Origin of the sequence: Falsiporphyromonas endometrii (assembly GCF_042654485.1) — a bacterium.
Lineage (GTDB): Bacteria > Bacteroidota > Bacteroidia > Bacteroidales > Porphyromonadaceae > Porphyromonas > Porphyromonas endometrii.
In genome coordinates, this window is record NZ_JBHSGO010000175.1 from 1 (window position 1) to 14,850 (window position 14,850).

The 14,850-nt window shown below is 40.6% G+C and carries 10 protein-coding genes; 8 read left to right on the forward strand and 2 right to left on the reverse strand.

Annotated features, from left to right (window positions below; translation table 11 throughout):
* The first annotated feature begins 137 nt into the window (after nucleotides 1-137).
* A complete protein-coding gene (locus tag ACFO3G_RS05805; RefSeq protein ID WP_380078870.1) occupies nucleotides 138-479 on the forward strand; it encodes a transposase in 342 nt (113 codons plus the stop codon).
* Here ACFO3G_RS05805 and ACFO3G_RS05810 read toward each other — a convergent pair.
* On the reverse strand, nucleotides 452-1,093 hold the full coding sequence (locus tag ACFO3G_RS05810; RefSeq protein WP_380078872.1) for a thioredoxin family protein: 642 nt from the start codon (nucleotides 1,091-1,093) through the stop codon (nucleotides 452-454). The genes ACFO3G_RS05805 and ACFO3G_RS05810 overlap by 28 nt on opposite strands.
* A gap of 243 nt (nucleotides 1,094-1,336) precedes the next feature.
* Nucleotides 1,337-2,872, reverse strand: coding sequence for a YncE family protein (locus ACFO3G_RS05815; protein WP_380078874.1), 1,536 nt, complete (start codon nucleotides 2,870-2,872; stop codon nucleotides 1,337-1,339).
* A 247-nt stretch (nucleotides 2,873-3,119) separates the two neighbouring features.
* Here ACFO3G_RS05815 and queF point away from each other — a divergent pair, with 247 nt between their 5' ends.
* The 7 genes from queF to scpA all read left to right on the forward strand — a co-directional run bounded on the left by queF (nucleotide 3,120) and on the right by scpA (nucleotide 14,691).
* On the forward strand, nucleotides 3,120-3,593 hold the full coding sequence (gene queF / locus ACFO3G_RS05820; RefSeq protein WP_380078876.1) for a preQ(1) synthase: 474 nt from the start codon (nucleotides 3,120-3,122) through the stop codon (nucleotides 3,591-3,593).
* Between the two features lie 23 nt (nucleotides 3,594-3,616).
* The gene (locus ACFO3G_RS05825; RefSeq protein WP_380078878.1) at nucleotides 3,617-4,483 is read left to right on the forward strand and encodes a diacylglycerol/lipid kinase family protein; all 867 of its coding nucleotides are present in this window, start codon (nucleotides 3,617-3,619) and stop codon (nucleotides 4,481-4,483) included.
* A gap of 224 nt (nucleotides 4,484-4,707) precedes the next feature.
* A complete protein-coding gene (locus tag ACFO3G_RS05830) occupies nucleotides 4,708-6,366 on the forward strand; it encodes a dipeptidase (RefSeq protein ID WP_380078880.1) in 1,659 nt (552 codons plus the stop codon).
* A gap of 447 nt (nucleotides 6,367-6,813) precedes the next feature.
* Nucleotides 6,814-8,775 carry a DNA topoisomerase (ATP-hydrolyzing) subunit B gene (gene gyrB, locus ACFO3G_RS05835; RefSeq protein WP_380078882.1) on the forward strand — a complete coding sequence of 654 codons (1,962 nt, stop codon included), beginning with the start codon at nucleotides 6,814-6,816 and terminating at the stop codon, nucleotides 8,773-8,775.
* On the forward strand, nucleotides 8,756-10,597 hold the full coding sequence (locus ACFO3G_RS05840; RefSeq protein ID WP_380078884.1) for a membrane dipeptidase: 1,842 nt from the start codon (nucleotides 8,756-8,758) through the stop codon (nucleotides 10,595-10,597). Before gyrB ends, ACFO3G_RS05840 begins: the two co-directional genes overlap by 20 nt.
* 62 nt (nucleotides 10,598-10,659) lie before the next feature.
* Nucleotides 10,660-12,525, forward strand: a complete 1,866-nt coding sequence (gene mutA, locus ACFO3G_RS05845) for a methylmalonyl-CoA mutase small subunit (protein WP_380078886.1) — start codon at nucleotides 10,660-10,662, stop codon at nucleotides 12,523-12,525.
* 12 nt (nucleotides 12,526-12,537) lie between these two features.
* Nucleotides 12,538-14,691 carry a methylmalonyl-CoA mutase gene (gene scpA, locus ACFO3G_RS05850; RefSeq protein ID WP_380078888.1) on the forward strand — a complete coding sequence of 718 codons (2,154 nt, stop codon included), beginning with the start codon at nucleotides 12,538-12,540 and terminating at the stop codon, nucleotides 14,689-14,691.
* Nucleotides 14,692-14,850: the final 159 nt, after the last annotated feature.

Genomic DNA, 14,850 nt, shown 5'->3' on the forward strand with positions numbered 1-14,850 from the left:
TGCCAGACAATTCGAAATAATTTCTTTAATTTGTACTCGTGTGAGATCCATACTGTTTTACTGTTTTATTTTATTTTTTCAAAGATAATAGTCTTGGGTCTTACACACTTTTTTGGGACAGTATCAACGTGCTGGCTATGAACAAGCCTCTAGCTATAGCATACTATCTCAAAGAAGATCTTAGACTATTCTGGCAGCAGACCTCAAAGGAAAAGGCTGAGTCGTTTTTGAAGAAGTGGCTCGAACAAGCAGACGATTCGGGGGTCCGGCATGTCAAACAAATAGCTAAAACAATCCGGCTCTATCAATGGGGCATTCTAAATTGGTATGACCACCCCATTTCCAATGGAGTGGTCGAAGGAATCAATAACAAAATCAAAGTCCTCAAAAGGATTGCCTACGGATACAGAGATATGGACTACTTTCAACTAAGACTTTTTGCTCTCCACGATCAGGTCATCACACAGAATCTCGGATGAACCATAAAATTGTCAATTATAAACTCTGTATTTTTACCATATCCTATTATGGCTTTAACCTTTTCTCCTTTTGGAGAAATAAGAATTATAAATGGGATACTTCCGTCAGTGTTGCCAAATTTTTTTGCGCAAGCCAAAAAGGCTTTTGAACGATTATAAGGACCGGCTTTATCGATATCGATACTGTATACATAACTCTTTCCTGCATGTTTTTTTGCAATCCTGCTCAAAACCGGTTTTAGCATTTTGCATGGACCGCACCAAACAGCATTGAAATCTACAATGACAGGTTTGTCTCCTTTGTAGGAGATTTTGTCTGGAGAAGCTGTGTAGTCCCATACATATTTCATAAAGTATTCATCGTCGATCTCTTTTACCTCTCCGTCAGTTTCCGGAATGTCTATCTTCGAATCATCCTTATTGTCCTCTTTGTTGTCATCATTTTTGTCACCTTTGTTGTCTTCTCCTTGGGTTCCGTTGCCATTCGTGTTTTCTTGCTGGTCAGGCTTCTTTTCATCTTTTTTGTTGTCATCTTTGTCGCAAGCTGCGAATACAAATGCTGCCATCAAAGTTGTTGCAAGCATTGCTAAAAACTTGAAGTTTACTGTTTTCATATCTTTTGTTTTAGTTAATAGTTTGTCGAACTATGAGTACAAAAAGCGTAATAACCTCCCTTTGCATCTCTCTCCTTTATGTGTAAAACTGTTTCTTTTGTTTTGGCAAATGTATATAATAAATCCTATTCTACTTATCATTGTGATAGTAAAATGTTGATTTTTATGTCGTAAAAATGGATGAATGCTTCTTTGCTCTGTTTTTCTTCTTTGTTAAATAGATTGATAATGAATGTGATAGTTCTACTGGTAGTTGTCTTTTTTCTTTATCGCTAAGTTAAAGATGGCAATGATGGATAAAATAGATAGGAGAGCAATTAGCCAGTACTTTTTTGCGAAGTCATTGGATGTAGAGTCGCCGCCCTTGGACTTATCTTCCCTATTCTCTATTTCTTTGATTGCCTTTTTGAGGTAATCTATTTTAATGATATTGACTGCATTTCCGCCCATTTTATCTATTCCTTGTGACGTGACTATTAGGTGATGTCCATCAGAAGAGATGGCCAGGCCTACCGGAAAAGAGTCGATCGTCATACGACCCACAACCTGCATCTTATCTGCATCGATCACGTCCAGCTTGCTGTCGTTATTGCAAGTCACAAAGATGTATTTGCCATCCGGTGAAGCAACAATGGTCCTTGCCCCTTTGCCTACTTTGCAATTGTGCCAACCTAATTCGATCACCTTTGAGCCTTTTTGCATTTTTTGTATAGCTTGCTCTATATCTTTGAGTGCTATCTTTGCTACATAGCCGGAAATATTGCAACTGCAGTACAGGTCGCCTTTGCTGACAATCAGATGCCTTGGGCTGGAATACATACCAGTAATACGTCCTATGTATTGTCTTTTTATGACATCTATCACTGCTATACCGTATCCACCGGTCATACAACCAACAAGGAGATAGCGATCGCCGGGCAAGAATATGGTACCTCTTAGCTTGAGTCCGCTTTCGAAGTCTCTATTTATGGGTGTAGTGGTGCTAAAATCAGGTGTGTATTTCTCCAAAACAGTTATAAGTCCTGTGTAGTGCCATTGCTTTGGATTGTCTGAAGAGCAGTCTATTAATCCAACTGTATTGTTGCCCCAATGTGTAACTGCTACGGTCTTGTTGTCATTAGATGTTGCTATCATTTTAGGAAGTGGGCCACACTCCATCATTCGCACAATACTGTCGGCATCTGTATCAATAACAGCAATTGCTGAAGGCTCTTGGGCATTGATATCAAAGCTTCTTTTATAATAAGTTACCCAAAAATATTTTGCATTGTGTGTCAGTGTGCTCTCTACCGGTTTCCCCCTAAAGCGCATTACATTCTGCATATATTTTCTAAAAGGAAAAAGTCCGCTAAGATTATTCCAGAGATAGAGCTTGTCATAGTTCATTGTGTGTTGAATGACTTTGAGCTTTTTATTATTTTTCAAATCGTAAACTACCGTACAGCATCCTTCCAATGAATTGACATAGTACTTGCTGTTGTCCGGAAGTATCTTGACAGATTTTGGGGAGTAGATGTCTTTGTCCAAGGTAGAGCGATCTTGCCAGTCAAATTGCTGATGTTTGTTCGTGATAGTCAATCTCAATCCTCCATCACTTGTAAGGCATTCTTCTTGAATGGTAGAATGCTTCACCTCCGGTTGCCCGTAGGCAAGGGTTAGTTGAAAGGAGATTATTGCGGCAATAATGAGCGATAACATGGAGTATTTTGTAGCCTTCCTTGTATATGTGTTGTATGATATACCCATAACTAAAGCATAATTAGAGATATGATGGACCATAAGCCCATAATGCAATATTTTGTCGGTAAAGATAATGATATTTAATGTGTTAGATTGATAAGTAAGAGAGTTGGTTAAGAGCATTTTTTTGTTCTTCAAGATCCTTCAAAGATTTACTGTGGATAAACTCAAAACAGTTTCTTATACTGTTGACTGTAGCGGGATTCTTCTGACTGTTTCATCATTTTTCCCTTACTTTGTAGTACAATATGTGTATCTTAGCAAGTTATTAATATAAAGGTAGAAGATGTCGAGTACAAGAGCGAATGAATTAGAGCTGTCAGCTCTCGGTAAAAAGGTTGAATACAAACAAGATTATGCACCGGAGGTGTTGGAGTCATTTACCAATAAGCACCCGGATAATGATTATTGGGTGAGGTTTCACTGTCCGGAATTTACCAGTTTGTGTCCTATTACCGGTCAGCCGGACTTTGCGACGTTGTATATTGATTACATTCCCGGTGAGCGAATGGTTGAGAGCAAGAGTTTGAAATTGTATCTTTTTAGTTTTCGTTCACACGGAGCTTTTCATGAGGATTGTGTCAATATTATTATGAAAGATCTTATCAAACTTATGGATCCCAAATATATTGAGGTGCTTGGAGACTTTACTCCCCGAGGAGGTATCAGTATCTTGCCTTATGCCAACTATGGTAGACCGGGAACTAAGTTTGAGGAACTGGCAAAACAAAGATTGTTTAACCATCCTTCTCCCAGATAACCAGATAAAAGGAATCGGTAAAGATGAAGATCCTTGCAATTATTAATCCTATCTCAGGTATTTCGGGTAAAAACAAAATCCCGTCTTTGCTTGCAAAAGCTATACAGAATACGGACTATGAATTGGTTGTGTCTTATACCAAATATGCAGGACACGCAAGTGAAATAGCAGCTGAAGCAGTCAAGGAAGGGATAAGTGCTGTCATTGCTGTAGGGGGTGATGGTACGGTCAATGAGATTGCTTCTTCTTTGAAATATTCCGGTGTACCTTTAGGTATTATTCCTAAAGGTTCGGGCAATGGATTGGCAAGGGCTCTCGATATTCCGATGTCTGTGAAAGGAGCTATAGATCGTATAGTGCAAGGAAAGATCAGGACGATTGACTGCTGTCTTGCCAATGAACATGCTTTCTTTTGTACTTGTGGTTTTGGTTTTGATGCTCAAGTGAGCAAAGACTTTGCCGATGCTTCTCACCGAGGACCTCTTCAGTACATGATTACGACAGTCACCACTTTTATGAAGTACGATGCGCAACATTTTAGAGTGACAATTGGTGATGAAACGCTTGAGCAAGATGCTTTCTTGGTAACGATTGCCAATGCATCTCAGTATGGCAATAATGCTTACATAGCGCCCGGGGCAAAGTTAGATGATGGTTTGGTCGATGTGATAGTGATTGGACCGATGCCTCAGATAGAGGGCCCCAAATTGGCTCTTCAGCTTTTTAGGGGCAATATTGATACGAATAAGCGGTTTTGCAGATATGCGACGGATAAACTTACTGTCGAACGACCATATGAGGGACCTGTTCATTTGGATGGTGAGCCAGTGGTACTTCCTAAGAAAGTTGAAATCAAAGTCTTGCCAGGTGCTATCAAGGTTTTGGCATAGCTTGTCTGTTTAGTGGGTTTTCCCAAAAAATTGTTCATGAGTTTTGAGCTCTGAGGATTTCAGTCAAGTTATGACACGGATACCAAATGGGTTTTAATCACAAAAAGTTGAAATAAGGAGAAAGCATCTCTTATAACTGTTTACCGGATTTTTAGTCTTAATATTCTTAAGACAATTTTGTGTTTAAGTGTAGATATAATTACTAATCAATAATATTATAGTAGATGAAAACTAAATCAAGTGTCCTTCTGACTGCTGTGATTGCAGTGCTTAGTCTTGGACTGCTCTCTTTGGAGAGTGCTATGGCTTGTACCAACCTCATTGTTGGTAAAAAGGCTTCTAAAGATGGATCGGTAATGGTTTCTTATGCAGCCGATTCTCACACATTGTATGGCGAACTTTATCGTTACGCAGCTGCGGATCATCAGCCGGGTGCAATGCGTAAGATTATCGAATGGGATACTCATAAGTATCTTGGTGAGATTCCTGAAGTTGCACATACATATTCTGTGGTTGGAAACATGAACGAGCATCAGGTTCTTATTGCAGAATCTACATGGGGTGGTCGTAAGGAACTTGAAGATCCAAATGGAATCATGGACTATGGTAGTCTTATTTATGTTGGACTACAAAGATCCAAAACAGCTCGTGAAGCTATCAAAGTGATGACAGACCTTGTAGAAAAGTATGGTTATCACTCAAGTGGTGAAAGCTTCACTATTGCCGATAAAAATGAAGTTTGGGTAATGGAGCTTATTGGTAAAGGTAAATATGGCAAGGGAGCTGTATGGGTAGCTATACGAATTCCTGATGATGCTATTTGCGCTCATGCCAACCAATCCAGAATCCAACAAATTCCATTTAAGGATAAGAAGAACTGTATGTACTCAAAGGATGTCGTTTCTTTTGCAAGGAAGATGGGCTTCTTCAAGGGTAAAGACAAAGACTTTAGCTTCCAGGCTGCTTACAATCCATACGATGCAGGCGGTTTGAGAGGTTGTGAAGGTCGTGTATATGCTTTCTTCAACAAGTTTAATAAAGATATGCGCCATTACATCTCTTTTATCGAAGGTAAAACCAAGGAGCCAATGCCTCTTTATATCAAACCGGATCGTAAGCTAAGCGTTGCAGATGTTAGAGATATGATGCGTGATCATTTCGAAGGAACTGATCTTGATATGACCAAGGATGTGGGTGCCGGTCCTTATGTTTGTCCTTACCGTTGGAGACCTATGACCTTTAAGGTAGATGGCAAAGAGTATTGCAACGAAAGAGCTATCGCTACTCAACAAACCGGTTGGGTGTTTGTTGGTCAAACAAGAGGTTGGCTTCCTGATAAGATTGGTGGTATTTTGTGGTTTGGATGTGATGATGCAGATATGACTGTATTTACACCTATGTATTGTGGTTTGACTGAAATACCTGAATGCTATAAAGAAGGTAATGGTGATCTTCTTACATTCTCTTGGACCAGTGCTTTCTGGATCCACAACTGGGTTGCCAATATGGCCTACAATAAGTATAACTATATGATTAAGGATATTCGTAAAATTCAAAGAGAATTGGAGAATAGCTTTGACAATGTTCTTGTACCGGCTGTGGACAAAGAAGGGCAAGAGATCTTGGAAAAGGATCCTCAGAATATAGTTCCATTCCTAAATAAGGTTTGTGCTGAAGTGGCAAACGGCTCAACAGCCAGATGGAAACAGCTCGGTGAATATCTCATCGTGAAGTATATCGATGGTAATGTTAAGAAAGAGAAAGATGGCAAGTTCCAAAGAACTCCGGAAGGATTGGCTGTCTCACCTGATCAACCAGGTTATAATGAGGAGTATTATCGTCATATTGTAGAGACAACAGGCGATCACTTTTTGATGGAGTGATATTGATAATTGTCACCATAGAAGGTGGCATTTAGATACAAAGAGACCTGGTCAGAATACTGATTGGGTCTCTTTCTTTTATAGACTTTTAATTTGAGCTGGTGACTCAAAATCGGCACTTATATGGGTGCGTCACACTTTCAACACAACCTCTGCACTTGCATCTTAATCCTCTTGTAAAATCATAAATCGAATGAAGTATGAAATATAGATAATGTTGCTTTTTGTGTCGAGAATATTTTAGACAACTTTTCAGTGGTATCTAATGCAAATAGAAGGCTTTTTATGGATTGAGATCTCAAACTTCTTTTCATTGGAAGATTACTTGTAAAGGGTTATTCCTTTGAGAGAAATATCATAATCCGAAGGAATTTATGAAGTAGAATTTACCGTTCGTTTTTAGTATCTTTGTAGTATATTAATTAGAAAATCAGACAAAACAATAATATGATTGACGAACAGAAGCAAGCTGGGGCTAAAGAGGATTATTCAGCCGGTAGTATTCAGGTCTTAGAGGGCTTGGAGGCAGTAAGAAAAAGGCCTGCCATGTATATCGGTGATATCAGCGAAAAAGGTCTTCATCATCTTGTATATGAAGTTGTTGATAACTCTATTGACGAGGCTTTAGCAGGTTTTTGCACCCACATAGAGGTAACAATAGGAAAGGACAATACCATCCAGGTCAGAGATAATGGTCGTGGTATTCCTGTTGATATGCACGAAAAAGAGAAGAAAAGCGCACTTGAGGTGGTGTTAACAGTCCTTCACGCAGGGGGTAAGTTTGATAAAGGTTCATATAAAGTATCAGGAGGTTTGCACGGGGTCGGTGTATCTTGTGTCAACGCCCTTTCATCATATCTTAGAGCTGAAGTTCATAGACAAGGAAGTGTTTATGTTCAAGAGTTTGAGCGTGGAGTACCCAAAGAACCCGTAAAAATTGTTGCACCCGCAGAAGATACCGGTACGATTATTACATTCAAACCGGATGATACTGTCTTTACGACCACGACTTACAAGTGGCAAATATTGTCTAATAGACTAAAGGAGTTGGCGTTCTTAAATGCCGGATTGACTCTCACCTTGACTGATGAAAGGGAAGTTGACGAGGCTGGCAATTACAAGACAGAAACTTACCATTCAGATGAAGGGCTTAAAGAATTTGTCGCTTATCTTGATCGTTCCAAAGAGCCTCTTATTAAAGATGTAATTCATTTGGTGACAGAGAAGCAGGGTATACCGGTGGAAGTGGCCATGACATACAATACCTCTTATCAGGAGAATGTATATAGTTATGTCAATAATATTAACACCATAGAAGGTGGTACTCATTTGGCAGGTTTTAGAAGAGGTCTTACGAGAACCTTGAAAAAATATGCAACAGATTCCAAAATGTTGGATAAGGTTAAGATAGAGATTGCAGGCGATGACTTCCGTGAAGGACTTACGGCTGTTATCTCTATTAAGGTTGCAGAACCACAGTTTGAGGGGCAAACCAAGACCAAACTTGGTAACAATGAGGTGATGGGGGCTGTTGATATGGCTATTGGAGAAGCTCTTGAAAATTATCTTGAAGAGCATCCGGCAGAAGCAAAAGTCATCATCGAAAAGGTTATTATTGCAGCTACTGCAAGACATGCAGCCAGAAAAGCGCGTGAAATGGTGCAAAGGAAATCACCTCTTACCAGTGGAGGACTTCCCGGTAAACTGAGTGACTGCTCGAGCAAGGACCCTGAGATGTGTGAGCTTTTCCTTGTCGAAGGGGATTCTGCGGGTGGTACAGCAAAGCAGGGTAGAGACCGTGAGTTTCAAGCTATTTTGCCATTAAGAGGTAAAATTCTTAATGTCGAAAAGGCTATGCAGCACAAGGTGTTTGAGAGTGAAGAGATTAGAAATATCTATACGGCACTTGGTGTTACGATTGGTACAGAAGAGGATAGCAAAGCTCTTAATTTGAGTAAATTAAGATATCATAAGGTTATCATCATGACTGATGCCGATGTCGATGGTAGCCACATTGCAACGCTTATATTGACATTCTTCTTTAGAAATATGAGGCCACTTATTGAGAATGGATATGTTTATATCGCCACTCCGCCTCTATATCTATGTAAGAAGGGTAAAGAACAATCATATTGTTGGAATGAACAGCAGAGACAAGCTTTTGTGGATAAGTTTGCTGATGGAGATGAAAATAGAGTTCGTATCCAACGATACAAAGGTCTTGGTGAGATGAATGATGAGCAACTTTGGGAGACGACTATGGATCCTTCGAGGAGAACGCTCAGACGAATCACCATCGAGGATTTGAGTGAGGCAGACAATGTATTCTCTATGTTGATGGGTGATGAGGTGCCTCCCAGACGAGAGTTTATAGAAGAAAATGCAACTTATGCACGAATTGACGCTTAATAAGCAACTCTATGAGAGGATTAAAGAGGAAATATCTCATGAGTTTATAAATAGTAATATGCCTATACGTGGTGAGCTGATAGCTCCGCGTATAGGCATTACTGCCAATAGCAATGAAAAGCTTGGCAGTTGTATCAGCCGAGCATATTCTGATGCGGTCGTGATGGCCGGTGGGGTGCCTTTGCTGTGCCCAATAACTGATGACGAATCAGTAATTGATGAATATATTGAGAGTATAGATGGACTTATCTTAAGCGGTGGAGATGATGTACTTCCTTATTATGTTGGGGAAGATGCAGCAAAAAATGTGGGAACAGTTGCTCCTGAGAGGGACAGATATGAATTCCTTATTCTTCGAAAGGCTGTGGCTCATAATATCCCTGTGATGGGGATTTGTAGAGGCCATCAGGTAATTGCACTGGCTTTTGGAGGTACTATTTATCAAGACATTTATTCAGAATCTAAAGATCAACCAATCAATCACAATCCACCATTTGATAGATCTCACAAGGTCCATGCTGTGAAGCTCACTCATGAGAAATCTATCTTGAAGGAGTTGTTATCTAATGGGGATGGAGATTGTCGAAATGTATGGGTAAATAGTGTACACCATCAGTCTGTCAAAGATATTCCGAAGGGATTTATAGAGACAGCCGTATCTTCGGACGGACTCAACGAAGCGATGGAGGCTTATCCTGAAAAGTCTATTTTTTCTGTGCAATGGCATCCTGAGCAGATGATAAGGGGCAATGTTGATAAAGAGAGACAGCTGAAGCTTTTTGAATATCTCATCGATGAGGCTCGGCTATATCATAGGGCTCGGGCAATCCACAAAAGTGTTTTAGTTGTAGATTCGCATGTGGACACTCCAATGCATTTTAAGGAGGGATTTAGATTTGACATTCCATCTGATACTTTGGTAGATTTACCCAAAATGAAAGATGGATATGTAGATGCGGTATTGATGGCTGCATACATACCGCAGGGCAAAAGGGATAAAATCTCTTTGGAACAAGCAACGAAGCAGGCAATCTCCCTTCTTGAAGGTATACGGCGGATTGTGGGTGAGAATGCCGAGAAACTTGTGATTGCAACATCTCCGGAAGCTGTTGCTTTTGCAAAAGAGCAAGGGAAAAAGGCTATCATGCCTGTAATAGAGAATGGATATGCTATTGGAAGGGATTTGAGTTTGCTTCGAACTTTCAAGGAGATGGGAGTTGGATATATTACCTTGTGTCATAACGGAGATAATGATATATGTGACTCAGCGTCCAAATCAAACAATGAACATAATGGCTTGAGTGAATTCGGAAAAGATGTCGTTAGAGAAATGAATAGATTGGGCATCGCTATCGATGTATCTCATGCAGGAGACAAAACTATACAGGATGTGCTCAAGATAAGTAAGGCTCCTATCATAGCAAGTCATTCTTCGGTGAGAGCAATATGCAATCATCCAAGGAATCTTCCAGATGAATTGATCTGTGAGATTGCATCCAAGGGTGGCGTTATACAGGTATGCCTTTACTCAGGATTCTTAAACGAAGAGAGCAAAAAAGCAACAATCAAAGATGCTGCAGACCATATTGATCATATTGTCAAATTGGTTGGAGTCGATCATGTCGGCATAGGTAGCGATTTTGATGGAGGAAGCAGTTTATGTGGGTGTCGCTGTGAAGCAGACCTTATAAGAATAACAATAGAACTCATTAGAAGAGGGTATTCGAAAATTGACTTAAGACGTATATTGGGTTTGAATTTGATGAATGTCATAGGGAATATTCAACAAATTGGCTCATTTCTTATGCCTTTTGACAACTAAACGATACCTTTGTCGTAGAAATAAGAATAATAAATACGTTTAATCCACTAAATAGTAAGATTATGGCAAAAAGTAAAGAGAAGCTCTTACAAGACTTCCCGCCAATCACTACAGAGGAATGGATGGCCAAGATCACAACTGACCTTAAAGGTGCTCCATTCGAAAAAAAATTAGTGTGGCGCACTCCGGAGGGATTTAATGTGAATCCTTTCTATCGCACAGAAGATATCGAAGGATTGGCCACAACAACAAACCTTCCGGCTCAGTATCCATTTGTACGCTCAACAAAATTGGATAATGAGTGGACAGTAAGACAGGACATTAAAGTAGAAAGCATTGCGGAAGCTAATGCCAAAGCAAAAGACCTTTTGCATAAAGGTGTAACTGCACTTGGATTTAAGCTCAAACGCGAACAAACAAATGCCAAGGATCTTCGTGCCTTGCTCAATGGCATTGATCCTCAACAGGTTGAATTGCATTTCAGCTGTTGTCAATCTGTAGTTGTTAATTTGGCTCAGGCGGTGGCTGAAGTCTTGAAAGATGTCAAGATGGCAGACCGTTGCAAAGGCTCAATCAATTATAACCCATTTAAGAAACAGTTGGTTAAGGGTATTGTGCCCGAATGCTGGATCGAAAAAGCTAAGCAACTCATGGAAGCTGTGAAGCCTCTTAAGGGATTCAGAGTTTTGCATGTCGATGCTTATCTGTTTGCTAATGCAGGTGCATATATCACTCAACAACTTGGATATGCTCTTGCTTGGGGACAGCAAATTGTAGAAGCTTTGACTCAAGAAGGTTTTGATGTAGCAGAAATCACTTCACGTATTCAGTTTAATTTCGGAGTAGGCACCAACTACTTTATGGAGATGGCCAAGTTTAGAGCTGCTCGCTGGCTTTGGGCTACCATCATAGGTGCTTACGGAGAAGAATACAAGGGGGAGGCTGCTAAGATTTATCAACATGTAGTAAGCTCTACCTGGAACAAGACTGTTTATGACTCTTATGTCAATCTTCTTCGTACACAGACAGAAACAATGTCTGCTGCACTTGGAGGAGTAGATTCTATCACAGTGCTTCCATTTGACGCTATCTACCAGAACCCGGATGATTTCTCCGAAAGAATCGCCCGCAATCAACAACTTCTCCTCAAAGAAGAATGTCACTTTGATCGTGTCATCGACCCGGCTGCAGGTTCATATTACATTGAGAACTTGACAAATAGTATTGCTGATCAAGCTTGGGCTCTCTTCCTTAAGATCGATGACATGGGTGGCTTTATGAAGCTTGTCAATGAAGGAAAGATCCAAGAGATGGTTAATGAGACCAATGTGAAAAGACATGAGGCTGTCGCAAGAAGAAAAGAAAGCCTCCTTGGTACCAATCAGTTCCCTAACTTTAGTGAACTTTCAGCTGACAAAGCTCCGAAAGCAGAGGAGGGGCATCATTGTGGATGCGAAGGTAATTGTAAGTCTACGATAGCTGCTTTGAACTTTGACAGAGGTGCTTCTGACTTTGAAACTCTTCGTTTTGCAACAGAACGCAGTGGTAAGACTCCTACTGTATTTATGCTTACAATCGGTAATTTGGCTATGCGTTTGGCAAGAGCTCAGTTCTCTTCAAACTTCTTTGCTTGTGCAGGGTATAAGTTGATTGACAACTTAGGCTTTAATTCAGTAGAAGAAGGTATTGACGCAGCACTCAAAGCTAAGGCAGATATTGTTTGTCTATGCTCAAGTGATGATGAATATGCAGAATATGCAATCCCTGCATTTAAGTATCTCAATGGCAGAGCTCAGTTTGTTGTTGCAGGTGCTCCTGCTTGCACACCGGACTTGCAGGCTGCCGGTATCAATGATTATGTAAATGTGAAGTCTAATGTGCTTGAAGTTCTTCAAGATTTCAACAAAAGACTTGGTATTAACGCCTAAAGCCGACTAAATATGAAACCAAATTTCAAAGATATAGATATCAAATCGGCTGGCTTTGCAGCTTTGGATGCTACAAAGTGGGCCGCAGACAATCACATCGAATATGATTGGAAGACTCCGGAGCAGATCGATGTAAAGTCTGTATATACAAAAGATGACTTGGAAGGTATGGAGCACTTGCACTATGCTTCAGGTCTTGCTCCATTTTTGAGAGGTCCGTACAGTGCGATGTATCCGCTTCGTCCTTGGACTATTCGTCAGTATGCAGGGTTCTCAACAGCTGAAGAATCAAACGCATTCTATCGTCGTAACCTTGCTTCGGGACAGAAAGGTTTGTCAGTTGCATTTGACTTGGCAACACACCGTGGATACGATGCCGATCATCCTCGTGTAGTAGGTGATGTTGGTAAAGCCGGTGTATCTATCTGTTCACTTGAAGATATGAAAGTGTTGTTTGATGGTATTCCATTGGCTAAGATGTCCGTATCAATGACTATGAATGGTGCTGTATTGCCTATCTTGGCATTCTACATCAATGCAGGTCTTGAGCAGGGCGCTTCGCTTGAAACAATGGCCGGTACTATTCAGAACGACATTTTGAAAGAGTTTATGGTGCGTAATACCTATATATATCCACCTGAATTCTCAATGCGAATCATTGCCGATATCTTCGAATATACTTCTCAGAATATGCCTAAGTTCAACTCAATCTCTATCTCCGGTTATCATATGCAGGAGGCAGGTGCGACAGCAGATATTGAGATGGCTTACACACTTTCTGACGGTATGGAATATCTTAAGGCCGGTATCAATGCAGGTATCCCCGTAGATAAGTTTGCTCCTCGTCTGTCATTCTTCTGGGCAATAGGTGTAAATCACTTCATGGAGATTGCCAAGATGAGAGCAGCCCGTATGCTTTGGGCTAAGATTGTGAAGAGCTTTGGTGCTGAAAATCCTAAGAGTTTGCCGTTGCGTACTCACTGTCAGACATCAGGATGGTCACTTACAGAGCAAGATCCATTTAATAATGTTGGTCGTACCTGTATTGAGGCAATGGCTGCCGTGCTTGGTCATACACAGTCTCTACACACCAATGCGCTTGATGAAGCGATTGCTCTTCCGACAGACTTCTCTGCTCGTATTGCTCGTAATACACAGATTTACATTCAGGAAGAGACCCTTGTTTGTAAGCAAATCGACCCATGGGGTGGCTCTTACTATGTTGAGAGCTTGACTCATGAATTGATGCATAAAGCTTGGGAGCATATTCAGGAAATCGAAGGTATGGGAGGTATGGCTAAGGCTATTGAAACAGGTCTGCCAAAACTTCGTATCGAAGAGGCTGCTGCTCGTACACAGGCTCGTATCGACTCAAATCAGCAGGTTATTGTTGGTGTCAATAAGTATCGTCTTGAGAAGGAAGATCCTATTGATATCTTAGAGATTGACAATACGGCTGTTCGTGAGCAACAGATTGCAAGATTGAAAGAACTTCGTGCCAACCGTGATGAAAAGGCCGTAAAAGAGGCACTTGAAGCCATTACAAAATGTGTTGAAACGAAGGAAGGTAACCTACTTGACCTTGCAGTAAAAGCTGCCGGCCTTAGAGCTTCACTTGGTGAGATCTCTGACGCTTGTGAAAAGGTGGTAGGAAGATATAAAGCAATTATTAGAACAATTTCAGGAGTGTACTCTTCAGAATCAGGCTCAGACGAAGTATTTAAGCATGCCAAGGAATTGGCTGAGAAGTTCGCAAAGAAAGAGGGACGCCAACCTCGTATCATGATTGCGAAAATGGGACAAGATGGACATGACCGTGGTGCTAAGGTAGTTGCTACAGGTTATGCTGACTGTGGATTTGACGTTGATATGGGGCCACTCTTCCAAACTCCGGAAGAAGCTGCTAAGCAAGCCGTTGAGAATGACGTTCATGTAATGGGTGTCTCTTCTTTGGCTGCCGGCCACAAAACATTGATTCCTCAGGTAATTGCGGAGCTTAAGAAGCTTGGTCGTCCTGACATCTTAGTTACTGCAGGTGGTGTAATCCCGGCACAAGACTATGATTTCCTTTATAAGGCAGGTGTGGCTGCAATCTTTGGACCCGGTACTCCGGTTGCTTATTCTGCAGGCAAAGTTCTTGAAATACTTCTTGGAGAAGAGGCTTAAGGTTAGAAATCCTTTTAAGGATTGAGATAATAAAGGGGCTGTGTCAAAATTCCATTTGGCGCAGCCCTTTCTGTTTTTTGAAAAAAGTTTCAACTTTCTCTATATTAAGTCTTTTCCATGTTATTAATAATAGTTATCTTTATGGTATACAAATAGTTA

Bases quoted from the DNA above. Each gene is read 5' to 3' on its own strand.
- ACFO3G_RS05805 (WP_380078870.1), top strand. From the start codon at position 138: ATGAACAAGCCTCTAGCTATAGCATACTATCTCAAAGAAGATCTTAGA.
- ACFO3G_RS05810 (WP_380078872.1), bottom strand. From the start codon at position 1,093: ATGAAAACAGTAAACTTCAAGTTTTTAGCAATGCTTGCAACAACTTTG.
- ACFO3G_RS05815 (WP_380078874.1), bottom strand. From the start codon at position 2,872: ATGGTCCATCATATCTCTAATTATGCTTTAGTTATGGGTATATCATAC.
- queF (WP_380078876.1), top strand. From the start codon at position 3,120: ATGTCGAGTACAAGAGCGAATGAATTAGAGCTGTCAGCTCTCGGTAAA.
- ACFO3G_RS05825 (WP_380078878.1), top strand. From the start codon at position 3,617: ATGAAGATCCTTGCAATTATTAATCCTATCTCAGGTATTTCGGGTAAA.
- ACFO3G_RS05830 (WP_380078880.1), top strand. From the start codon at position 4,708: ATGAAAACTAAATCAAGTGTCCTTCTGACTGCTGTGATTGCAGTGCTT.
- gyrB (WP_380078882.1), top strand. From the start codon at position 6,814: ATGATTGACGAACAGAAGCAAGCTGGGGCTAAAGAGGATTATTCAGCC.
- ACFO3G_RS05840 (WP_380078884.1), top strand. From the start codon at position 8,756: ATGCACGAATTGACGCTTAATAAGCAACTCTATGAGAGGATTAAAGAG.
- mutA (WP_380078886.1), top strand. From the start codon at position 10,660: ATGGCAAAAAGTAAAGAGAAGCTCTTACAAGACTTCCCGCCAATCACT.
- scpA (WP_380078888.1), top strand. From the start codon at position 12,538: ATGAAACCAAATTTCAAAGATATAGATATCAAATCGGCTGGCTTTGCA.